Below are 23,050 nucleotides of genomic sequence, written 5' to 3'. Positions count from 1 at the left end.
ATGACTCGGCTTCGCCTCGCCCTTCGGGCCGTTGCTGACGCAACGTTATCCTTCACGTTTAACATCTGAGTAAGACATTAAAATTGGTGGGTCGTGCAGGATTCGAACCTGCGACCAATTGATTAAAAGTCAACTGCTCTACCAACTGAGCTAACGACCCCTTGCGGGATTTACTGCTTTCTCTTCGAAGTGGTGGGTCGTGCAGGATTCGAACCTGCGACCAATTGATTAAAAGTCAACTGCTCTACCAACTGAGCTAACGACCCATTCGGGTGCTGACTTCGAAGATTTTACTCGGTACCCATCAACAAATCGGTGGGTCGTGCTGGATGACTCGGCTTCGCCTCGCCCTTCGGGCCGTTGCTGACGCAACGTTATCCTACACGTTTAACATCTGAGTAAGATATTAAAATTGGTGGGTCGTGCAGGATTCGAACCTGCGACCAATTGATTAAAAGTCAACTGCTCTACCAACTGAGCTAACGACCCGAGTGGTGGGTGATGACGGGCTCGAACCGCCGACCCCCTCCGTGTAAAGGAGATGCTCTACCAACTGAGCTAATCACCCACTCTGTACTGCCGGAACTACTTTAAGTGGTGTGTCGTGCAGGATGACTCGGCTTTGCCTCGCCCTACGGGTCGTTGCTAAAGCAACGCTATCCTTCACGCTTTACTACTGCGTCCACCTAATTATTGGTGGGTCGTGCAGGATTCGAACCTGCGACCAATTGATTAAAAGTCAACTGCTCTACCAACTGAGCTAACGACCCACTTTCACGCTGTTTTCACGGAGTGTGATATCCCGTGGCAACGGCGGCATATATTACTGATTTAAGAATTCTGCGCAACAAAAATTTCGATAGAGATCACTTAACTGCTTACGATTCATGCTGCACGACCAGAAATAACGCGTTTTCTGGTCATGCGGTAATCATCCCATCGACCCAAGACGTTTTTGCGCTTGTTTGGCACCATCGGTACCGGGGTACTTCGCAACTACCTGCTGGTAAACGGCCTTCGCTTTCGCGGTGTCGCCTTTGTCCTGCATGATCACGCCGACCTTAAACATAGCATCCGGCGCTTTTGGTGATTTCGGGTAATTTTTCACCACGGAGGCAAAATAGAACGCCGCATCGTCTTTTTTCCCCTTGTTATAATTCAACTGTCCCAGCCAGTAGTTAGCATTAGGCTGATAGGTTGAATCAGGGTACTTCTTCACGAAGTTCTGAAAAGCCGCAATGGCATCGTCCTGACGCGCATTGTCATGCACCAGGGCAATTGCCGCATTGTAGTCTGTATTGGCATCACCGCTCTGTACAGGCGCGCCACCCGAGGCGGACGCATCTGCGGAAGGGGCTGGTGCTGCCGGCGTCGCGCTACTCTGATCGCCTGCTGCTGGCTGTGCTGCCGCACCGCCGTTATTCAGGCTATCCATCTGCAGCAAAATCTGCTTCTGACGTTCCACAACCTGGTTTAGCTGATACTGACTTTCCTGGATCTGACCACGGAGAGAATCAATATCGTTTTGGTTGTCAGAAAGTTGCTGCTGGAGTTGCGTTAAAAGCTGGCTGTGAGCATTAGAGATACGCTCGAGTTGAGTGACCCGGTCTTCTACCGAGCCTGAGCCGACACTACTGATTGGTGCCTGAGCAAAAGCGGCCCAGGGGGCCGCTATTCCAACCAGTAACGACAGACTCATCAAATGATGTCTGAAGTTACTGCTCATGCAATTCTCTTAGTAAACCAGTACGGCACGACGGTTTTTGGAGTAAGCCGCTTCGTCGTGGCCCAGTACTGCAGGTTTTTCTTTACCGTAAGAAACGATAGAGATCTGGTCAGCAGAAACGCCTTTACCCTGCAGGTACATTTTAACAGCGTTAGCACGACGCTCGCCCAGGGAGATGTTGTACTCCGGGGTACCACGTTCGTCCGCGTGACCTTCTACGGTGACTTTGTAAGATGGGTTGCTACGCAGGAAGTTAGCGTGAGCATCCAGCATCGCAGCGAAGTCAGAACGGATGTCGTATTTATCCAGATCGAAGTAAACGATGTTGTTCTGCTGCAGCTGCTGCATCTGAAGACGCGCTTGCTCTTCAGAAGACATGTTGCCATTGCCGTTCGCGTCCATACCGGTGCCGGCACCCATCATGCCTTCGCCGCTCTGGTCATTGCTGGCGTTCTTGTTAGAAGAACATGCCGCGATTGCCATTACAGGCAGAGCGATCATCAGCCCCTTCAGCACTTTGTTCAGTTGCATTTCTATGATTCCTTTAGTAATCAATTAATTATTATTTACAGATACGGCGACCAGGCAGGTGATTTTACCTGTCCATCAGTTGCCGGAATACGCGCTTTGAAACGCCCATCTGTAGAAACCAGATTCAGCACAGATCCCATCCCCTGAGAAGAGCTGTAGATTACCATAGTGCCGTTAGGTGCCAGACTTGGCGTTTCATCCAGGAACGTTGACGACAGAACTTGTACGCCACCCGTTACCAGATCCTGTTTAGCAATGTGTTGCTGACCACCGGCCGAGCTCACCATCACCATAAATTTACCGTCTGTGCTGACGTCAGCATCCTGGTTCTGTGAACCTTCCCAGGTAATACGCTGCGGCGCACCGCCGTTAACATTGACTTTATAAACCTGCGGACGTCCGGCCTGGTCAGAGGTAAAGGCCAGATTCTGGCTATCCGGGAACCAGGTTGGTTCGGTGTTGTTGCTACGACCGTCGGTCACCTGGCGTATCTGACCCGAGCCAATATCCATCACGTACAGGTTCAGGCTGCCTGTTTTAGACAAGGCAAAGGCCAGTTTAGACCCGTCCGGCGAGAAGGCTGGAGCACCGTTGTGACGCGGGAACGAAGCCACCTGACGCACAGCACCGTTAGACAGCGTCTGGATAACCAGCGCAGAACGGCCGCTTTCGAAGGTTACGTAAGCCAGTTTAGAACCGTCCGGTGACCAGGCCGGAGACATCAGCGGCTGTGGTGAACGGTGAACGGTGAACTGGTTGTAGCCATCGTAATCAGACACACGCAGCTCATACGGGAACTGGCCGCCGTTAGTCTGTACGACATAGGCGATACGCGTGCGGAAGGCACCCTTAATGCCAGTCAGCTTCTCGAACACTTCGTCACTTGCGGTGTGGCCCGCATAACGCAGCCACTGCTTGTTCACTTTGTAAGTGTTCTGAGCCAGTACGGTACCTGGCGCACCGCCGGTATCCACCAGCTGGTAAGCGACGTTATAGCCACCGTCCGGCGCAGGCGTTACCTGACCGACGACGACCGCGTCAATACCCAGCGCAGACCAGGCAGCAGGCTGTACTTCCTGTGCTGTACCCGGCTGCTGTGGCAGGCGAGAGCGATCCAGGGGGTTGAATTTACCGCTGTTACGCAGGTCAGCCGCAACAATGCCGCCGATATCCTCAGGCGCGGCTCCAGGGCCAGCCCACTGGAATGGAACAACGCCAATCGGACGTGCCGAGTCCACCCCCTGGGTGATCTCGATACGTACTTCTGCGTGCAGCACGGCTGCCCACAGCATTAAGAAACTAAATGCTACACGTAATGCCTGCTTCATCATATCTCCCTTACCTGGGTAACATTACCCGCGATAATTTAGCAGAATATTAACAAACCCAAATAGACAACACTACCAGAACCCTGTGATTAAACCTGGTCTATTTTCCCCGTTTTCACGAGGAAAATTTTCCTTAAGGTTTGAAATCCAGCGGCGCATTTTTAAAGACTTCATACACAGCCTGAGACGGCGGCTTAGGCATTCTGGCCTGACGCGCAGCTGCCAGAGCAGCATTACATAAGGCTGGATCGCCACCTTCGGACTGAATATCAAGCAGCATGCCGTCTGGAGCCAGTTTTATACGCAGCGTACAGGTTTTGCCTGTATAGGAAGACGCATCATAAAATCGGCTCTCAATAGCAGCTTTAATCTGCTGGGCATAACCGTTGATCTCAGCGCCTGAGGCACCGTTACTCTTAGTGTTACCGCTTCCGGCCGGGGCAGCATTATTTCCTTTCGCCCCTCCGCCCGTTTTCGGCGCATTCTTACCAGAGCTTAGATCGCCCAGGAGATCGTCAACGCCCGAAGCTGCAGCGGCTTTTTCAGCAGCGGCCTTTTTGGCAGCCGCTTTTTCAGCGGCAGCTTTTTTATCGGCAGCGGCTTTTTCGGCTGCCGCTTTTTTATCTGCGGCAGCTTTCTCGGCAGCCGCTTTTTTATCAGCTGCAGCTTTTTCAGCGGCAGCCGCTTTTTCAGCCGCGGCCTTCTCGGCAGCAGCCGCTTTCTTCGCAGCTTCTGCTTCAGCTTTCTTCTGTGCTTCTGCGGCGGCTTTCTTTGCCGCTTCCGCTTCTACTTTCTTCTTCGCATCTGCGGCCGCTTTCGCCGCCTCGGCTTCAGCTTGTTTCTGCGCGTCTGCAGCAGCTTTCTTCGCGGCTTCTGCGGCTTCTTTAGCCTGAGCATCCGCTTTTGCTTTCGCGTCTGCGGCCGCTTTGGCTGCAGCCTCTTCAGCCTGCTTCTGCTGCTCCTGGGCTTTTTTCGCCGCGTCTTCCGCCTGTTTCTGCTGCTGTGCCTGCTCTTTCGCCGCTTCCTGCGCCTGCAAACGCTCTTTTTCAAGCTGCTTCAGACGCTCTTGCTCTGCGGCCTGCTTTTCACGCAGTTCCTCAGCTTGCTGTTGCGCCTGTTTTTCTCGCTGCTCTTCAGCACGTTTTGCACTCGCCTGCTGTTGCTGCTGACGATTATAGTTCTGAACGACGGCGCCGGGATCCACCATAACGGCGTCGATGGAGGATCCCCCACCGCCACCTGCTGATGCATCTATATGCTCGTCGAACGAACTCCAGATCAGTACTGCAAACAGAATGACATGCAGCACCGCCGAGATAATAATCGCCCGTTTAAGCTTATCGTTTTGTTCGGTTGCCTTTGACACTATTGGTTCCCAAAAACTTTTTTGTGTACGCAGATAATCAAATTGGCTGCGTCATCAAGCCGACCGACTTAACACCCGCGCTATGCAGCAGGTTCAGCGCTTTAATGATTTCATCGTAAGGCACATCTTTCGCACCACCGATTAAGAAGACCGTTTTCGGATTTGACTGTAGGCGGCGTTGTGCTTCAGCAATAACCTGCTCCGGCGGAAGTTGATCCAGACGATCTTTTTCCACCACCACGCTGTATTGCCCGACCCCTGACACTTCAATGATGACCGGCGGGTCATCATTGGTGCTCACAGCCTGCGACTCTGTCGCATCCGGCAGATCAACCTCTACGCTCTGCGTAATGATGGGAGCCGTTGCCATAAAGATCAGCAACAGCACCAGCAGTACGTCCAACAGCGGTACAATGTTGATTTCGGACTTGAGTTCGCGACGACCTCGTCCACGCTGTCTGGCCATGGTTTACCCCTTGTTGCTCTCGGTGCTGGTAAACGCCTGACGGTGCAGAATTGCGGTGAACTCTTCCATAAAGTTGTCGTAATTCAGTTCCAGTTTATTCACGCGCTGGTTCAGACGGTTATAAGCCATTACCGCAGGAATAGCGGCGAAAAGACCGATTGCCGTCGCGATCAGCGCTTCTGCGATCCCCGGAGCAACCATCTGCAGCGTGGCTTGTTTTACCGCGCCCAGCGCGATAAAGGCGTGCATAATCCCCCACACGGTACCAAACAGGCCGATATACGGGCTGATGGAGCCGACGGTGCCGAGGAATGGAATATGCGTTTCCAGCGTCTCAAGCTCGCGGTTCATTGAGATACGCATCGCACGGGATGCCCCTTCAACAACCGCTTCCGGCGCGTGGCTATTCGCTCGATGTAAGCGCGCAAATTCCTTAAACCCGCTGTAGAAAATCTGCTCAGAACCCGAAAGGTTATCACGACGGCCCTGGCTCTCCTGATACAGGCGAGACAGTTCGATACCGGACCAGAACTTGTCTTCAAAGGCTTCGGCTTCGCGGCCTGCGGCGTTAAGGATACGCGTTCTCTGGATGATAATGGCCCAGGATGCGATAGAAAAACCAATCAAAATCAACATGATAAGTTTAACCAGAAGGCTAGCCTTCAGGAACAAATCAAGGATATTCATGTCAGTCACTGCTTAAACTCCGCGACAATAGACTTAGGAAGCGCACGAGGCTTCATTATGGTTGGATCAACACAGACAATCAGTACTTCTGCTGAGTTCAGTACAGTGTTCTCTGCGTTGACGATACGCTGCGTGAAAACCAGCGAGGTTCCGCGCATTGATGTAATTTCCGTTTGGACTTCGAGCATATCGTCGAGTCTGGCGGGCGCAAAATACTCCAGCGTCATCTTGCGTACCACAAAGGCAACTCGCTCAGCCAACAGCACTTGCTGGCTAAAGTGATGATGGCGCAGCATCTCAGTGCGTGCTCGTTCATAAAAGGCAACGTAGCTGGCGTGGTAAACCACACCCCCGGCGTCGGTGTCTTCGTAATAGATACGAACCGGCCATCGAAACAGCGTTGTATTCACTTTACATCCCGGTAATGCAACAAAAGTTAGCGCTTTTAAACTTCGCTACTATACGCGCGGGAATGATGGTTTGGAATGGGGGAAAGTAAACGGAGAGTAAATTTTTATGGGCCCTAGTAAGCCCATAATATTAACGGAGGGTTCTTATTCAATTGAAAAAGAAAATCAGGCCAGCGAACAGCACCAGGTCGGCCACCAGCGGACAAAAAATGCCCTGCCAGAGAGGGGCTTTCGGACGAAAACCGACGCCGTGGATCACCCCCGCACAGACGGCCCACATAATAAGAAACCCGTGCCAGATCTCGAGCGTACTGGTTCTGGCAGCAAAGCGCGCCGGATCCCAAAATACGCATCCTGCCAACACTAATGCCATCACAAGGGAAAGCGCCCTTAACGGGCGCTTGTCCATTACGCGATAGAGGGTCGCGATAATTTCCATCAGTGTTTTTCTTCACCGGCTTTGGACGCTTCAACGTGCTCCAGCGCCAGGGCGGTAATCACCCCAAATGCACAGGCAAGAAGCGTCCCTAAAATCCATGCGAAATACCACATATTCAGCTCCTTACTTAGTACATAGAGTGGGTGTTACTTTCGATATGTTCTTTGGTGAGACGACCAAACATTTTCCAGTAACACCAGGAGGTGTACAGCAGAATAATGGGTACGAACACACCCGCAACATAGGTCATCAGATTAAGCGTCAGCTGACTGGAGGTCGCATCCCACATGGTCAGGCTTGCATTCATCATGGTGCTTGATGGCATAACGAATGGGAACATCGCGATACCGGCAGTCAGGATAATGCACGCCAGGGTCAGTGACGAGAAGACGAACGCCAGCGCGCCTTTTTCCAGACGAGAGGTCAGCACGGTCAGCAGCGGCAACAGCACGCCCAGCGCGGGGATAGCCCAAAGCGCAGGCATATTGTTGAAGTTCACCAGCCATGCACCTGCCTGACGCGCCACTTCTTTCGTCAATGGATTAGACGGCGCAGCGTGGTTGATCGCAGAGGTCACAACGTAGCCATCAATACCATACATTACCCAGACACCGCCCAGGGCAAAGCAGACCAGCGTCACCAGCGCAGCAACCTGCGCCGTTGCGCGAGAGCGCAGGTGCAGTTCACCCACAGTACGCATCTGCAGATAGGTCGCACCCTGAGTAATGATCATCGCCACGCTCACCACACCTGCCAGCAGACCAAACGGGTTCAGCAGCTGGAAGAAGTTACCGGTGTAGTAAAGACGCATGTACTCGTCGATGTGGAACGGTACGCCCTGCAGCAGGTTACCAAAGGCCACGCCAATCACCAGCGGTGGCACAAAGCTACCGATGAAGATGCCCCAGTCCCACATGTTACGCCAGCGGGTATCTTCAATCTTGGAACGGTAGTCAAAGCCTACCGGACGGAAGAATAAAGAGGCCAGCACCAAAATCATCGCCACATAGAAGCCGGAGAACGCCGCGGCGTAGACCATCGGCCAGGCAGCAAACAGCGCGCCGCCTGCGGTGATCAGCCACACCTGGTTACCGTCCCAGTGAGGAGCGATGGAGTTAATCATGATACGACGCTCGGTGTCGTTACGACCGAGGAAACGGGTGAGCATGCCCACCCCCATGTCGAACCCGTCGGTGACAGCAAAGCCAATCAGCAGAATGCCAACCAGCAGCCACCAGATAAAACGCAATACTTCATAATCGATCATTTGACGACTCCTGTCTTAGCGTGCCGGCTGAGAAGCCACGGAGGACTGCTCGTAGTGATAGCGACCGGTTTTCAGGCTGCCTGGGCCGAGGCGAGCGAACTTGAACATCAGGAACAGCTCAGCCACCAGGAACAGGGTGTACAGACCACAAATCAGCAACATGGAGAAGATAAGGTCGCCCGCGGTCAGCGACGAGTTCGCCACAGCCGTTGGTAACACCTCACCGATAGCCCACGGCTGACGGCCATACTCCGCAACGAACCAACCGGATTCGATGGCAATCCATGGCAGCGGAATACCGTACAGCGCCGTACGCAGCAGCCATTTTTTCTCGCCGATACGGTTACGAATAACCGACCAGAAGGAGGCAGCAATGATCAGCAGCATAATGATGCCGCTCCCGACCATGATACGGAACGCGAAATACAACGGCGCAACGCGCGGAATGGAGTCTTTGGTCGCCATCTGAATTTGCGCTTCCGTCGCGTCAGAGACGTTCGGGGTATAGCGTTTCAGCAGCAGACCATAACCCAGGTCTTTCTTCACGTCGTTGAACTGGTCGCGAACGGCCTGATCGGTAGAGCCCGCACGCAGCTGCTCTAACAGGGAATAGGCTTTCATCCCGTTACGGATACGCTCTTCATGCTGAACCAGCAGGTCTTTAAGGCCAATGACCGGCGTGTCCACGGAGCGGGTAGCAATAATACCCAGCGCGTAAGGAATTTGGATGGCGAAGCGGTTTTCCTGCGCATCCTGATCCGGAATACCGAACAGGGTAAAGGCCGCCGGAGCCGGTTGCGTTTCCCATTCTGCTTCAATTGCCGCCAGCTTGGTTTTCTGCACGTCACCCATCTCGTAACCGGATTCATCACCCAGCACGATAACAGAGAGGATGGCTGCCATACCGAAGCTCGCCGCAATGGCGAAGGAGCGTTTTGCGAAAGCAAAGTCGCGGCCACGCAACATATAGTAGGCGCTAATACCCAGCACGAACATCGCGCCGCAGACATAACCCGAAGCCACGGTGTGCACGAATTTCACCTGCGCGACCGGGTTCAGCACCAGCTCAGAGAAGCTCACCATCTCCATGCGCATGGTTTCAAAGTTGAAATCAGAGGCGATAGGGTTCTGCATCCAGCCGTTTGCCACCAGGATCCACAGAGCAGAGAGGTTGGAGCCGAGGGCGACCAGCCAGGTTACCGCCATGTGCTGAACTTTACTCAGACGATCCCAGCCGAAGAAGAACAGACCTACAAAGGTGGATTCGAGGAAGAAGGCCATCAGACCTTCAATGGCCAGCGGCGCACCGAAAATATCCCCAACGTAGTGGGAGTAATAAGACCAGTTAGTCCCGAACTGGAACTCCATGGTCAGACCGGTAGCCACGCCCAGCGCAAAGTTGATACCAAACAACTTGCCCCAGAACTTGGTCATATCTTTATAAATCTGTTTGCCGGAGAGGACGTACACCGTTTCCATGATGGCCAACAAGAACGCCATACCGAGCGTCAGTGGCACAAACAGGAAGTGGTACATCGCGGTCAAGGCAAACTGTAAGCGCGACAGTTCGACTATATCTAACATCATGACTCCTTGCTCATCGCATGAAGACCTCGAGAGTAAGTCCCGTTAGAAAGGACTCACCCGCATGCCCCAATAAAAAAGTTTTCAGCATCCTTTCTTCCTTACTTATTCTTCGCTGGAGAAAAAAGCCATGATGAAAGGTTGCAGATACGTTAATTAAAACACCAAATTGATCCTGCAATATATTACGCCGTAAAACCCTTACAATAAACAGGTTTTTATTGAATCAGATTTACGTTTTACGACAGCGATCAATATATGGCGAATTTACCACTTTTGGACCAGTTTGATCGCGAACAATTTAACGGTTTTTCACGCTCTTTTCCAGGTATTAAATATTGATTTAAATCAATATTAAGCCCAGTTGTTAACTGTGTATCTTCGCGGTAAACATAGTAAAAACCATGTTAATGATATGTATAAATTGGCGGGCATTAGTTATCAATTAAACGACATACTATGAATAATAGTCATTTAAATTAACCATACTTGAAGGGAATCTTTTTATTAAGGCAAATTAGTCCCAATATCCTGGGGATGTTAATTTTTTATCTTACTCACAGAAAAGAAACATATTACAAATATTTTACTTTTCACAATCCGTAAATTAACACCGCATTGTTACTATAAAGTGAAAGCGAAATAACAGACCGCTGGATTATCCCCTTTCCATCACTGACTGACGCCTGTTTTTGGCGCATCGTCTCCCCTCCCCTCGCATAAAAAAAAGGCCATCTTACGATGGCCAACCATGTCGAAACGGACATTTATTATGTCAAAGCTCCCCGCACGGGGAGCAGAGAGGATTTACTTAATGATGGATTTCAGTGCTTCGCCGATATCAGCCAGGCTGCGAACGGTTTTCACACCCGCTGCTTCCAGCGCAGCAAATTTCTCATCAGCAGTACCTTTACCGCCTGCGATGATGGCGCCAGCGTGGCCCATACGCTTGCCTTTCGGCGCGGTAACACCCGCGATGTAGCCTACTACCGGCTTGGTCACGTGATCTTTGATGTAAGCGGCCGCTTCTTCTTCTGCGCTACCGCCGATTTCACCGATCATTACGATCGCCTCGGTCTGCGGGTCTTCCTGGAACAGCTTCAGGATGTCGATGAAGTTAGAGCCTGGAATCGGGTCACCGCCGATGCCCACGCAGGTAGACTGGCCGAAACCGTAGTCAGTGGTCTGTTTAACCGCTTCATAGGTCAGGGTACCAGAGCGGGAAACAATGCCCACTTTACCTGGCTTATGGATATGGCCTGGCATAATGCCGATTTTGCACTCACCTGGGGTGATAACACCCGGGCAGTTCGGGCCGATCATGCGCACGCCGGCTTCATCCAGCTTCACTTTCACAGTCAGCATGTCCAGCGTCGGGATGCCTTCAGTGATAGTGATGATCAGTTTGATGCCTGCATCGATGGCCTCCAGAATGGAATCTTTGCAGAACGGCGCAGGAACGTAGATCACGGTCGCGGTTGCGCCGGTCGCTTCGACCGCTTCGCGCACGGTGTTGAACACCGGCAGACCCAGGTGCGTAGTGCCGCCTTTACCCGGCGTCACGCCGCCAACCATCTGCGTACCGTAGGCCAGCGCCTGTTCGGAGTGGAAAGTCCCCTGGCTACCGGTGAAGCCCTGGCAGATAACCTTGGTATCTTTATTAATTAAAACGGACATTATTTCCCCTCCACTGCGGCAACAACCTGCTGAGCTGCATCCGTCAGACTTTTAGCTGCAATAATATTCAGGCCGCTGTCAGCCAGTTTTTTCGCGCCGAGTTCAGCGTTGTTACCTTCCAGACGCACTACCACTGGAACGTTAACACCCACTTCTTCTACCGCACCGATAATGCCGTCTGCGATCAGGTCGCAACGTACGATACCGCCAAAGATGTTCACCAGAACGGCTTTCACGTTGTCGTCAGAGAGGATGATTTTAAACGCTTCGGTCACGCGCTCTTTGGTTGCGCCGCCGCCCACGTCGAGGAAGTTGGCCGGTTCGCCGCCGTGCAGTTTAACAATGTCCATGGTGCCCATTGCCAGGCCCGCACCGTTAACCATACAGCCGATGTTGCCATCCAGCGCCACGTAGTTCAGTTCCCACTGTGCAGCCTGCGCTTCACGCGGATCTTCCTGAGACTGGTCGCGCATTTCACGCAGATCGGACTGGCGGAACAGGGCATTGCCGTCGGCACCCAGTTTGCCGTCGAGGCAGATCAGGTCGCCCTGCTTAGTGATCACCAGCGGGTTGATTTCGATCAGCGCCAGGTCGCGCTCCAGGAAGATGGTCGCCAGGCCCATGAAGATCTTGGTGAACTGCTGAACCAGTTTACCTTCCAGACCCAGTTTGAACGCCAGTTCGCGACCCTGGTACGGCATAGGGCCGGCCAGCGGATCGATAGCCACTTTGTGGATCAGGTGCGGGGTCTCTTCCGCCACTTTTTCGATTTCCACGCCGCCTTCGGTAGAGGCCATGAACACCACGCGACGGGAGCTACGGTCTACTACCGCGCCGAGGTACAGCTCTTTTGCGATATCGGTCGCCGCTTCAACCAGAATCTGGTTAACCGGCTGGCCGTTCGCGTCTGTCTGGTAGGTCACCAGGCGTTTGCCCAGCCAATGTTCCGCAAAGGCGCGGATCTCTTCTTTAGAGTTGACTACCTTCACACCGCCCGCTTTACCGCGGCCACCAGCGTGAACCTGACATTTAACTACCCACGGGCCAGCACCGATTTTTGATGCGGCTTCTTCTGCTTCACGCGGGGTAGTACAGGCATAACCCACCGGAGCCGGTAAGCCATACCGGGCAAACAGCTGTTTGGCCTGATATTCATGTAAGTTCATGTGTTCTATCCATCCTTCAGGTAATCGTTAGATCATGCTTTTGTAGGCCCGGCGGGAGAGACCGCCGGGCAATGGTGCGAAACTACACGTCCAGCAGCAGACGAGTCGGATCTTCCAGCAGCTCTTTAATGGCGACCAGGAAGCCCACGGACTCACGGCCATCAATCAGACGGTGATCGTAGGAGAGCGCCAGATACATCATCGGCAGAATTTCGACTTTACCGTCAACGGCCATTGGACGATCTTTGATGGCGTGCATGCCCAGGATCGCGCTCTGCGGCGGGTTGATGATCGGAGTGGACATCAGCGAACCGAAGACGCCGCCGTTGGTAATGGTGAAGTTACCACCGGTGAGATCTTCTACGGTCAGCTTGCCGTCACGGCCTTTCAGCGCCAGCTCTTTAATGCGTTTTTCGATGTCAGCCATGCCCAGGGTGTCTACGTCACGCAGAACCGGGGTCACTAGACCGCGCGGCGTAGAAACGGCCATGCTCACGTCGAAGTAGTTGTGATAAACCACATCATCGCCGTCGATGGAAGCGTTCACTTCCGGGTAGCGTTTCAGCGCTTCAACCACCGCCTTCACGTAGAAGGACATAAAGCCCAGACGGATACCGTGACGTTTTTCAAACGCGTCACCGTATTGCTTACGCAGGTCCATGATTGGCTTCATGTTTACTTCGTTAAAGGTGGTCAGCATCGCGGTGGAGTTTTTCGCTTCCAGCAGACGCTCAGCCACACGCTTACGCAGGCGGGTCATCGGCACGCGTTTTTCGCTGCGTGCGCCCAGTGCAGGCTGCGCTGCTGGCGCTGCCGCAGGGGCTTTGGCCTCAGCTTTCGCTTCAGAAGGCGCTTTTGCCAGATGCTTATCGATATCTTCGCGGGTCAGACGGCCGCCCACGCCGGTGCCTTTGATGGCCGCCGGATCGAGGCTGTGTTCAGCCAGCAGGCGACGGATCGCCGGGCTGAGCGCGTCGTTAGACTGCTCTTCCAGAGAAGCCTGCTGGCGCTGGGCCGGCGTAGAGGCTTTCTCTTCAGATTTAGCGCTGGACTCTTTGCCCGCGCTGTTGCCTTCACGCAGGCGACCCAGGATCTGGCGAGAGGTCACGGTGGTCCCTTCATCTTCCAGCACTGCGTCCAGGATGCCATCCGCCGATGCCGGTACTTCCAGTACCACTTTGTCAGTTTCGATTTCTACCAGCACTTCATCGCGCTTAACGCTATCGCCCGGTTTTTTGTGCCAGGTCGCGACGGTCGCATCTGCTACGGATTCAGGCAGGTCGGGAACAAGAATATCTACGCTACTCATTATTTATCCTTTAATTAATCGACGTTCAGCGCGTCATTAACCAGATCTTGTTGCTGCTTCTGGTGAACGGACATATACCCTACCGCCGGAGAGGCGGAGGCCGGGCGACCTGCATAACGCAGAGCAGACCCAAATGGAATCACTTCACGGAAATGATGCTGACTGCAGTACCATGCGCCCTGGTTGAGCGGCTCTTCCTGGCACCAGACAAAATCATGGACGTGAGCATATTGTTTCAGCACTTCCTGCATCGCCTGATGCGGGAATGGATACAGCTGTTCGATACGCACGATGGCGACATCTTTCTGATCGTTTTTACGGCGCTGTTCCAGCAGGTCGTAATAAACCTTACCAGAACACATTACGACACGCTTAACGCCTTTCGGATCCAGCTCGTCAATCTCACCGATGGCTGGCAGGAAGGTGCCGTTAGCCAGTTCATCAAGGCTGGAGACCGCCAGCGGATGGCGCAGCAGGGATTTCGGTGACATGACCACCAGCGGACGACGCATACCGCGCAGCGCCTGACGACGCAGCATGTGATACACCTGAGCCGGGGTAGACGGCACGCAGACCTGCATGTTCTGCTCAGCACAGAGTTGCAGATAACGTTCCAGACGCGCGGAGGAGTGCTCCGGACCCTGGCCTTCGTAACCGTGCGGCAGCAGCATCACCAGACCACACATACGGCCCCACTTCTGTTCGCCAGAAGAGATGAACTGGTCAATCACCACCTGAGCACCGTTAGCAAAGTCACCGAACTGCGCTTCCCAGATGGTCAGGGTGCGCGGTTCCGCGGTGGCATAGCCGTACTCAAATGCCAGTACCGCTTCTTCAGACAGAACGGAGTCCCAGACCTTAAACTGGCCCTGGCCGTTATGTACGTGCTGCAGCGGAGTGTAAGTTGAACCGTTTGACTGGTTGTGCACAACCGCATGACGGTGGAAGAAAGTACCACGGCCCGCATCTTCACCGGACAGACGAACCGGAATGCCTTCGTCTACCAGCGTGGCGTAGGCCAGCGTCTCAGCGCCACCCCAGTCGAACAGCTTGTCGCCTGCCGCCATGGACTGACGGTCAGCGTAAATTTTTGCCACGCGAGACTGCATCTCGATAGCGTCAGGCACGGTGCTGATGCGTTTTGCCAGCTCCTGCAGGCGCTTCATCTCGACCTTGTTCGGGTAGCTCTCATCCCACTCGTGGTTGAGGTACGGCGACCAGGTAAAGGAGTGCATATTCATCGGACGCAGCTCTTTCACAACGCATTCACCCGCGTCCAGCGCGTCGCGGTAAAGATTGACCAGCTCGGTCGCATCTTCCAGCGTCGCCACGTTTTCGCCTTCCAGCCTGTCGGCATAGATCTTGCGCGGCGTCGGGTGTTTTTTGATTTTCTGATACATCAACGGCTGGGTTGCACTTGGCTCATCAGCTTCGTTGTGGCCGTGACGGCGGTAGCAGAACAGGTCAATCAGCACGTCACGTTTGAAGGTATTACGGTAGTCCAGCGCCAGACGGGTAACGAAGGCCACTGCTTCCGGATCGTCCGCGTTAACGTGGAAGATTGGCGCCTGCACCATCTTACCGATATCGGTACAGTACGGCGTAGAACGCGCGTCCAGCGGGTTAGAGGTAGTGAAGCCCACCTGGTTGTTGATCACGATGCGAACGGTACCGCCCACTTCGTAACCCCGCGCTTTGGACATGTTCAGGGTCTCCTGAACCACGCCCTGACCAGTAATGGCCGCGTCACCGTGGATGGTGATTGGCAGCACTTTGTTACTGCTCGGCTCGTCCAGACGATCCAGACGCGCGCGCACGGAACCGATAACCACCGGGCTAACAATTTCCAGGTGAGACGGGTTAAACGCCAGCGCCATATGCACCAGCCCGCCTTCGGTTTCGATATCCGATGAGAAGCCCATGTGGTACTTCACGTCGCCGGTGCCGAGGTGTTCTTTATGTTTACCCGCGAATTCGTCGAACAGATCCTGCGGTTTTTTACCCAGGACGTTGACCAGCACGTTCAGACGGCCACGGTGCGCCATACCCAGTACCACTTCACGGGTACCGCTTTTACCAGCATGACGAATCAGCTCTTTGAGCATTGGGACTAATGCGTCGCCGCCTTCCAGCGAGAAGCGCTTCGCACCCGGGAATTTCGCGCCCAGATAGCGCTCAAGGCCCTCTGCTGCGGTCAGTTCGCCCAGGAAGCGTTTTTTCTCTTCAGGGGAGAAGGTCGCGTGGCCCGCCACGGACTCAATACGCTGTTGGATCCAGCGTTTCTCTTCTGTTGAGGTGATGTGCATGTATTCCGCGCCGATGGAGCCGCAGTAGGTCTGCTTGAGGGCATCAATCAGATCGCCCAGCTTCATCGTGTCTTTGCCGATGGCAAATGAACCTACGTTAAAGCTCTCCTGGAAATCGGCCTCGGTCAGATCGTGGTAAGCCGGATCGAGATCCGCTACGCGATCTTGCTGCCACAGTCCCAGCGGATCGAGATTCGCATGCTGGTGACCACGGAAGCGATAAGCGTTGATAAGCTGCAGGACTTTAACCTGCTTCGCATTGGTGTCAGGGTCGGAAATAGCAGAAGAGTAACGTGAGGCATCCTTCGCCAGACGACGGAAATAATCACGTGTTTTGGAGTGGAATTGATCCGGTTTGACCCCTGTTCCTGGTAATTGCTGGAACATAGAACGCCAGTTTGCGTCCACTGAGTCAGGATCGGTTAAGAAGTCTTCATAGAGCTGTTCTATCCAGGTCTGGTTCGCACCAGAAAGGTAAGAAGAGTCCAGCCAGGCTTTCAAAGCGCCGTTCTGCATCGTGATCCCTTAAGCATTTTTATGCTTACTTTCGCCGTAGAAACTACCACGCACACTTCGTGTACGTGCCGGGGTTCACCTGCGAGCTCTTGTTGGCTCGCGAAGGAACCTTTAGAAACTGTCTTAAGGGTTTCCCCTCACCCCGACCTTCTCCCACAGGAGAGGGGGAATGTCGTCGGCAGTTTTTAAAGATTTCCTGCAATCTATTCCCTCTCCCTTTGGGAGAGGGTCAGAGTGAGGGGAACAGCACTCCCCTCTCTCATTACTTACGCACTGCGTTGCAACAGCATCGACTTAATATGGCCGATGGCGCGCGTCGGGTTCAGCCCCTTAGGACATACACTGACGCAGTTCATGATGCTATGGCAGCGGAATACGCTGAAAGCATCACTCAACCCTTCCAGACGGTTATCGGTTTCAGTATCGCGGCTGTCGATCAGGAAGCGATACGCGGCCAGCAGGCCGGCCGGGCCGATAAACTTGTCCGGGTTCCACCAGAACGACGGGCACGAGGTCGAACAACATGCACAGAGAATACACTCATACAGACCATCGAGTTTTTCACGCTGCTCTGGCGACTGTAAATGCTCGCGAGCGGGTGGATTTTGCCCATTATTCAACAAGTAAGGCTTAATCTTCTCATATTGTGCATAGAATTGCCCCATGTCCACCACCAAATCGCGCACGACCGGCAGGCCAGGCAGCGGGCGGATCACAATCTTCTGGCCCGGACGGTTGAGCGCAGAGATTGGGGTAATACAGGCCAGACCGTTTTTGCCATTCATGTTCAGACCGTCGGAGCCACACACCCCTTCACGGCAAGAGCGACGGAATGACAGTGTCGGATCTTTTTCTTTCAGCTGCATTAAGGCATCCAGCAGCATCATGTCACGGCCTTCTTCCGCTTCCAGGGTGTAATCCTGCATATGCGGAGCATCATCTACATCCGGGTTATAACGATAAACTGAGAATTCGAGTTTCATTGTCCTGTCTCCGCATTAGTAAGTACGAATCTTCGGCGGGAACGCCGGACGCAGTTTCGGTTCCATGTTCACGCTACGACGCGTCATGGTTTCCGACTCTGGCAGATACAGGGAATGGCACAGCCAGTTTTCGTCGTCACGATCCGGGAAGTCGAAGCGGCTATGCGCGCCACGGCTCTCGGTACGGAAGTTTGCCGACATCGCAGTCGCGAATGCGGTTTCCATCAGGTTATCCAGCTCCAGACACTCAACGCGCTGGGTGTTGAACTCGCTGGAGGTATCGTCCAGACGGGCGTTTTTCAGACGCTCACGGATCGCTTTCAGCTGCTCAAGCCCTTTCGCCATCGCGTCACCTTCGCGGAAGACCGAGAAGTTATGCTGCATGCACTCTTGCAGCGCTTTACGGATTTCCACCGGATCTTCGCCGTTACGGTTGCCGTTCCAGCGGTTGAGGCGCTCGAGGGAGGAATCGATTTCAGCGTCGGTGGCGTCAAGCAGGTCACCCTGCTCGGCAATGGATTCCTGCAGATGCAGACCCACCGCGCGACCAAATACCACCAGGTCCAGCAGGGAGTTGCCGCCCAGACGGTTTGCACCGTGCACGGAGACGCAGGCAATTTCGCCGACGGCGAACAGGCCTGGGATGACCACATCTTCGCCCTGCGCGTTCACGGTCAATGCCTGACCGGTCACTTTGGTCGGAATACCGCCCATCATGTAGTGGCAGGTTGGGATAACCGGGATAGGTTCTTTAACCGGGTCAACGTGGGCAAAGGTACGGGACAGCTCCAGAATGCCCGGCAGGCGGGATTCCAGTACCTCTTTACCCAGGTGGTCGAGCTTCAGCTTCGCGTGTGGACCCCATGGACCATCGCAGCCGCGGCCTTCGCGGATTTCGATCATGATGGAACGCGCCACCACGTCACGACCCGCCAGGTCTTTCGCATTCGGGGCATAACGCTCCATGAAGCGCTCGCCATGTTTGTTCAGCAGGTAGCCACCTTCACCACGGCAGCCTTCTGTCACCAGAACGCCCGCGCCGGCGATGCCGGTTGGGTGGAACTGCCACATCTCCATATCCTGCACCGGCACGCCCGCGCGGATAGCCATACCAACGCCGTCACCGGTGTTGATGTGGGCGTTAGTGGTGGACTGATAAATACGGCCTGCACCGCCGGTCGCCAGCACGGTTGCACGGGCTTTGAAGTAGACCACTTCGCCGGTCTCGATGCACAGTGCGGTACAACCTACCACTGCGCCATCTGCGTTTTTCACCAGATCCAGCGCATACCACTCGGAGAAGATGGTGGTGTGATTTTTCAGGTTCTGCTGGTACAGGGTATGCAGCAGGGCGTGACCGGTACGGTCAGCCGCCGCCGCGGTACGTGCCGCCTGCTCGCCGCCGAAATCTTTCGACTGGCCGCCAAACGGACGCTGATAGATAGTGCCATTTTCCAGACGGGAGAACGGCAGACCCATATGGTCCAGCTCCAGAATCGCTTCCGGGCCGGTTTTACACATATATTCGATGGCATCCTGGTCACCGATATAATCGGAACCTTTCACCGTGTCGTACATGTGCCATTCCCAGTTATCTTCATGGGTATTACCCAGCGCCACGGTGATGCCACCCTGGGCTGAAACAGTATGGGAACGGGTCGGGAACACTTTAGAGAGCAGCGCACAGGTCTGGCCGCTCTGGGAAATTTGCAGTGCGGCACGCATACCTGCGCCACCCGCACCAATTACGACAGCATCAAATTCTCTGACTGGCAGTTTCATCACACACCCCACACCACAACGAATCCATAAATAACGTAAACCACTAACGCCACAACGATAGCCAGCTGCAGCGGCAGACGAATTGCCAGAGGTTTAACGTAATCGGTCAGTACCTGCCACATACCAATCCAGGCGTGGATCAGAATGGAGAACAGGGCCAGCAGGGTGAAGACTTTGGTGAAAGCCGAGCCGAAGAATCCGCTCCAGATTTCCCACGTCAGGTCGCCGCTGGTGGCGAAGAAACCGATCAGATAGATGATGTAGAGGGTGAGGACGATGGCGGTAGCGCGAACCAGAATGAAATCATGTACGCCGTTGCGTCCTAATGCGGAGGCGTTGCTTACCATACGAGAACTCCTGCAAGAAGTGAAAGCACGACAGTAATCACAAATGAAATATTGGCAGTACGTTTACCCGCTTCGAAGGTCTCTTCCAGATAGCCGAAATCCATCAGCATATGGCGAACACCACCGACAACGTGATACGCCAGTGCGGTGAGAATGCCCCACATGATAAATTTCACGAAGAAGCTGCCCATGATGGCAGACGCCTGGAGGAATCCTTCCGGGGAAGAGAGGCTGGTACCCAGCAACCACAGCAGAATGCCTACCGCCACAAACGTAATCACACCGGATACACGGTGGAGAATGGACGCTATTGCCGTTACGGGGAATCGGATCGTTTTAAGATCCAGATTGACAGGTCTTTGTTTTTTCACATTTCTTATCATGAATAACGCCCACATGCTGTTCTTATTGTTTCCTTCCTCCGGACTGCTTGCGGGTCAGACAGCGTGCCTTTTCTATAACTGTGCGTCATGTAAAACATTGCTTCCAGATGTTCAAATGACACATTACAACGCTGGGTGGCTCGGGATTGCAGGGTTTTCCGGAGACCTGGCCGCAGTATAGGGCGTTCACAAAATCATTACAATTAACCTACATATAGTTTGTCGGGTTTTATGCCGAACAGTGATCAGGGTCACGATAACAACATCTTTTTAAATTTTAATCATCTGATTTGACAAATGTTAAACATTATTGTTACAAACATCACCAGAAAAGGCATATAATGCGCAAAAGTTATGAGGTCTTGCTTTCACCTGAGAATAAGTTATGTAACAGTGTGGTGGTATTGACCGAAGTTATCAGGACAGTTATTAGTGATATACAGGTTTGAATAATTCGGACCGCGAAGACACTGATTTGCTGTTGTTTCACTGATTTTTCAACTCATTACCTGCAAGGCGCCATAGCTCTGTACCCTGGTTTCTCCTCGTGAGCTGAGCGGTAAGCCAAATAACAAACTGGTAACGGTGTTAAATCAGCAGAATGCAAATCCGGTAAACCGTGGTCTTAAGCAATAAGGCGCTAAGGAGACCGTAAATGGCTGATACAAAGGCAAAGCTCACCCTGGGTGGTGATAATGCTATTGAACTGGATGTGCTAAAAGGCACACTCGGTCCGGATGTTATTGATATCCGTACGCTGGGTTCTAAAGGGGTATTCACCTTTGACCCTGGATTCACCTCTACCGCATCTTGCGAATCCAAAATCACCTTTATCGACGGTGATGAAGGTATCCTGTTACACCGCGGTTTCCCCATCGATCAGTTAGCTACCGACTCCAATTATCTGGAAGTGTGCTACATCCTGCTGAACGGCGAAAAACCGACGCAGGCGCAATACGATGAATTCAAAACCACCGTAACCCGTCATACCATGATCCATGAGCAGATTACCCGTCTGTTCCATGCGTTCCGTCGTGACTCTCACCCAATGGCGGTGATGTGCGGGATTACCGGTGCGCTGGCAGCGTTCTACCACGACTCACTGGACGTGAATAACCCACGTCACCGTGATATCGCGGCATTCCGTCTGCTATCCAAAATGCCAACCATGGCCGCGATGTGCTACAAGTACTCCATCGGTCAGCCGTTCGTTTATCCGCGTAACGACCTCTCCTACGCGGGTAACTTCCTGCGCATGATGTTCTCCACGCCGTGTGAAGAGTACGAAGTGAACCCGGTCCTGGAACGCGCCATGGATCGTATTCTGATCCTGCACGCTGACCACGAGCAGAACGCATCGACCTCTACCGTACGTACCGCGGGCTCTTCGGGCGCAAACCCGTTCGCCTGTATCGCTGCGGGCATCGCTTCCCTGTGGGGACCGGCGCACGGCGGCGCGAACGAAGCGGCGCTCAAAATGCTGGAAGAGATCAGCTCTGTTGAACACATTCCGGAATTCGTACGCCGTGCGAAGGATAAGAATGACTCCTTCCGCCTGATGGGCTTCGGTCACCGTGTTTACAAAAACTATGACCCGCGCGCCACCGTAATGCGTGAAACCTGCCACGAAGTGCTGAAAGAGCTGGGTACCAAAGATGACCTGCTGGAAGTGGCGATGGAGTTGGAACACATCGCGCTGAACGACCCGTACTTCATCGAGAAGAAACTCTACCCGAACGTCGACTTCTACTCCGGCATCATCCTGAAAGCGATGGGTATTCCGTCTTCCATGTTCACCGTGATCTTCGCCATGGCACGTACCGTGGGCTGGATTGCACACTGGAACGAAATGCACAGCGAAGGCATGAAAATCGCCCGTCCTCGTCAGCTGTATACCGGCTACGAGCAGCGTGATTTTAAATCTGACATCACTGAGCAGTAATCTGCGAAGGATATTAAAAACGCGCCTCCGGGCGCGTTTTTTATTTCTGGCAGTATGGACACCAGTAAAATGGCCGCGATGAGACCGTCGTCTTCTCAATCACCCCGCCGCAGCGCTCGCACCGTTTCCCGTCCCGATGAAAGACCTTAAAGCGGAACAACGCCCCATGATGTTTGTTCTCATTCACCACGCCGCGCGTCTGGTAAGAGAGCCGCGGTATGGCCAGCAGCGCCTGGGATAACGCATCAAGCTGGGGTTCACTGAGCTGCGACGCTTTGCGCTGCGCCGCCAGCCCCACCTCCCAGAGGATCTCCACCCGCAGGTAATTTCCCAGCCCGGCGAGAAACGCCTGATCGAGCAACAGCCCGGAAAATTGCCGATTGCGAAATCGCAGGAGAGAGCAGCCTGGCTTTCACCTCCTCCACCGTCAACCGCGGATCCAGCACATCGGGCCCTACACGCTGTAAAAACGGATGGGTGGTGAGCTGTTCGGGGGTGAGCATCTCTATATCCGAGGCGCTGTAGAGCAAAATGGTGTTCTCGGCGCTCTGGAGTTTGACCCGCAGCACGCGGTTGGTCTGCACCGTTTCGCCGGTTTTCACTACCCGCCATACGCCGTACAGTTGATTATGGCTGTAGAGCGTCAGCTGATTAGAGAAATGGGTCAGCAGCGCTTTCCCGCGCGTTTCGATATGGGTGATCGTCTGCCCCAGCAGCCGGGACTCATAGGGCTTTAATTGCGGGAAGGCAAACCACGCTCCGGTGAGGGGTTTGCCTTTGATCGCCGCCTCCAGGTTATCCGCCGCACGGCGGATCTCCGGGCCTTCTGGCATAA

General features: G+C 53.8%; 21 protein-coding genes, 5 tRNA genes and 1 pseudogene. 2 read left to right on the top strand and 25 right to left on the bottom strand.

What is annotated here, in order from left to right; all coding sequences use genetic code 11:
• Positions 1-84: 84 nt before the first annotated feature.
• The 24 genes from JZ655_RS05985 to sdhC all read right to left on the bottom strand — a co-directional run bounded on the left by JZ655_RS05985 (position 85) and on the right by sdhC (position 20,288).
• Positions 85-160 (bottom strand) — tRNA-Lys (locus JZ655_RS05985).
• A 30-nt stretch (positions 161-190) separates the two neighbouring features.
• Positions 191-266: transfer RNA gene (locus tag JZ655_RS05980), tRNA-Lys, on the bottom strand.
• Between the two features lie 147 nt (positions 267-413).
• Positions 414-489, bottom strand: a tRNA-Lys gene (locus JZ655_RS05975).
• Between the two features lie 3 nt (positions 490-492).
• Positions 493-568: transfer RNA gene (locus JZ655_RS05970), tRNA-Val, on the bottom strand.
• A gap of 126 nt (positions 569-694) precedes the next feature.
• Positions 695-770, bottom strand: a tRNA-Lys gene (locus JZ655_RS05965).
• Positions 771-931: 161 nt separating this feature from the next.
• Positions 932-1,726: a cell division protein CpoB gene (gene cpoB, locus JZ655_RS05960; protein WP_040076518.1), complete on the bottom strand. Its 795-nt coding sequence runs from the start codon at positions 1,724-1,726 to the stop codon at positions 932-934.
• Between the two features lie 9 nt (positions 1,727-1,735).
• Positions 1,736-2,257 (bottom strand): peptidoglycan-associated lipoprotein Pal, encoded by a 522-nt coding sequence (gene pal, locus JZ655_RS05955; RefSeq protein ID WP_003858578.1) that lies wholly within the window; start codon positions 2,255-2,257, stop codon positions 1,736-1,738.
• Positions 2,258-2,292: 35 nt separating this feature from the next.
• The gene (tolB, locus tag JZ655_RS05950; RefSeq protein WP_040076519.1) at positions 2,293-3,585 is read right to left on the bottom strand and encodes a Tol-Pal system beta propeller repeat protein TolB; all 1,293 of its coding nucleotides are present in this window, start codon (positions 3,583-3,585) and stop codon (positions 2,293-2,295) included.
• Positions 3,586-3,718: 133 nt separating this feature from the next.
• Positions 3,719-4,951: a cell envelope integrity protein TolA gene (gene tolA / locus JZ655_RS05945; RefSeq protein ID WP_207293248.1), complete on the bottom strand. Its 1,233-nt coding sequence runs from the start codon at positions 4,949-4,951 to the stop codon at positions 3,719-3,721.
• A gap of 37 nt (positions 4,952-4,988) precedes the next feature.
• A complete protein-coding gene (tolR, locus tag JZ655_RS05940) occupies positions 4,989-5,417 on the bottom strand; it encodes a colicin uptake protein TolR (protein ID WP_032617094.1) in 429 nt (142 codons plus the stop codon).
• 3 nt (positions 5,418-5,420) lie between these two features.
• On the bottom strand, positions 5,421-6,113 hold the full coding sequence (tolQ, locus tag JZ655_RS05935) for a Tol-Pal system protein TolQ (RefSeq protein WP_072056387.1): 693 nt from the start codon (positions 6,111-6,113) through the stop codon (positions 5,421-5,423).
• A complete protein-coding gene (gene ybgC, locus JZ655_RS05930) occupies positions 6,110-6,514 on the bottom strand; it encodes a tol-pal system-associated acyl-CoA thioesterase (protein ID WP_207293247.1) in 405 nt (134 codons plus the stop codon). The genes tolQ and ybgC overlap by 4 nt, the downstream gene beginning before the upstream one ends.
• Positions 6,515-6,662: 148 nt before the next feature.
• Positions 6,663-6,956, bottom strand: a complete 294-nt coding sequence (gene ybgE / locus JZ655_RS05925; protein WP_172657834.1) for a cyd operon protein YbgE — start codon at positions 6,954-6,956, stop codon at positions 6,663-6,665.
• Positions 6,953-7,066 (bottom strand): cytochrome bd-I oxidase subunit CydX, encoded by a 114-nt coding sequence (cydX, locus tag JZ655_RS05920; protein WP_006177208.1) that lies wholly within the window; start codon positions 7,064-7,066, stop codon positions 6,953-6,955. The genes ybgE and cydX overlap by 4 nt, the downstream gene beginning before the upstream one ends.
• A gap of 14 nt (positions 7,067-7,080) precedes the next feature.
• On the bottom strand, positions 7,081-8,220 hold the full coding sequence (gene cydB, locus JZ655_RS05915; protein WP_046886974.1) for a cytochrome d ubiquinol oxidase subunit II: 1,140 nt from the start codon (positions 8,218-8,220) through the stop codon (positions 7,081-7,083).
• A 15-nt stretch (positions 8,221-8,235) separates the two neighbouring features.
• A complete protein-coding gene (gene cydA / locus JZ655_RS05910) occupies positions 8,236-9,804 on the bottom strand; it encodes a cytochrome ubiquinol oxidase subunit I (RefSeq protein ID WP_207293818.1) in 1,569 nt (522 codons plus the stop codon).
• A gap of 807 nt (positions 9,805-10,611) precedes the next feature.
• Positions 10,612-11,481, bottom strand: a complete 870-nt coding sequence (gene sucD, locus JZ655_RS05905; RefSeq protein ID WP_040076525.1) for a succinate--CoA ligase subunit alpha — start codon at positions 11,479-11,481, stop codon at positions 10,612-10,614.
• Complete coding sequence (gene sucC / locus JZ655_RS05900; protein WP_040076526.1) at positions 11,481-12,647, bottom strand: ADP-forming succinate--CoA ligase subunit beta; 1,167 nt, start codon at positions 12,645-12,647, stop codon at positions 11,481-11,483. The genes sucD and sucC overlap by 1 nt, the downstream gene beginning before the upstream one ends.
• 82 nt (positions 12,648-12,729) lie before the next feature.
• Positions 12,730-13,956, bottom strand: coding sequence for a 2-oxoglutarate dehydrogenase complex dihydrolipoyllysine-residue succinyltransferase (gene odhB / locus JZ655_RS05895; protein ID WP_040076527.1), 1,227 nt, complete (start codon positions 13,954-13,956; stop codon positions 12,730-12,732).
• A 14-nt stretch (positions 13,957-13,970) separates the two neighbouring features.
• Positions 13,971-16,778 carry a 2-oxoglutarate dehydrogenase E1 component gene (sucA, locus tag JZ655_RS05890; protein WP_040076528.1) on the bottom strand — a complete coding sequence of 936 codons (2,808 nt, stop codon included), beginning with the start codon at positions 16,776-16,778 and terminating at the stop codon, positions 13,971-13,973.
• Between the two features lie 266 nt (positions 16,779-17,044).
• Positions 17,045-17,761 carry a succinate dehydrogenase iron-sulfur subunit SdhB gene (gene sdhB / locus JZ655_RS05885; protein WP_039029333.1) on the bottom strand — a complete coding sequence of 239 codons (717 nt, stop codon included), beginning with the start codon at positions 17,759-17,761 and terminating at the stop codon, positions 17,045-17,047.
• 15 nt (positions 17,762-17,776) lie between these two features.
• Positions 17,777-19,543, bottom strand: a complete 1,767-nt coding sequence (gene sdhA, locus JZ655_RS05880; protein ID WP_207293246.1) for a succinate dehydrogenase flavoprotein subunit — start codon at positions 19,541-19,543, stop codon at positions 17,777-17,779.
• The gene (gene sdhD / locus JZ655_RS05875; protein ID WP_040076530.1) at positions 19,543-19,890 is read right to left on the bottom strand and encodes a succinate dehydrogenase membrane anchor subunit; all 348 of its coding nucleotides are present in this window, start codon (positions 19,888-19,890) and stop codon (positions 19,543-19,545) included. Before sdhD ends, sdhA begins: the two co-directional genes overlap by 1 nt.
• Entirely contained in the window at positions 19,884-20,288 is a 405-nt protein-coding gene (gene sdhC, locus JZ655_RS05870; RefSeq protein WP_040076531.1) for a succinate dehydrogenase cytochrome b556 subunit, read from the bottom strand. Before sdhC ends, sdhD begins: the two co-directional genes overlap by 7 nt.
• A gap of 326 nt (positions 20,289-20,614) precedes the next feature.
• Between sdhC and JZ655_RS21595 the strand changes: the two genes are divergently transcribed.
• Together JZ655_RS21595 and gltA are read left to right on the top strand one after the other, a co-directional pair.
• Positions 20,615-20,722 carry a hypothetical protein gene (locus tag JZ655_RS21595; protein ID WP_419395273.1) on the top strand — a complete coding sequence of 36 codons (108 nt, stop codon included), beginning with the start codon at positions 20,615-20,617 and terminating at the stop codon, positions 20,720-20,722.
• Between the two features lie 206 nt (positions 20,723-20,928).
• Positions 20,929-22,215 carry a citrate synthase gene (gene gltA, locus JZ655_RS05865; protein WP_207293245.1) on the top strand — a complete coding sequence of 429 codons (1,287 nt, stop codon included), beginning with the start codon at positions 20,929-20,931 and terminating at the stop codon, positions 22,213-22,215.
• Between the two features lie 40 nt (positions 22,216-22,255).
• Here the strand turns inward: gltA and nei are convergent.
• A pseudogene (gene nei, locus JZ655_RS05860) lies at positions 22,256-23,048 on the bottom strand (endonuclease VIII).
• Positions 23,049-23,050 lie beyond the last annotated feature (2 nt).

The organism is Leclercia pneumoniae, from assembly GCF_017348915.1.
Lineage (GTDB): Bacteria > Pseudomonadota > Gammaproteobacteria > Enterobacterales > Enterobacteriaceae > Enterobacter > Enterobacter pneumoniae.
This window is presented reverse-complemented; position numbering and strand designations above follow the sequence as displayed.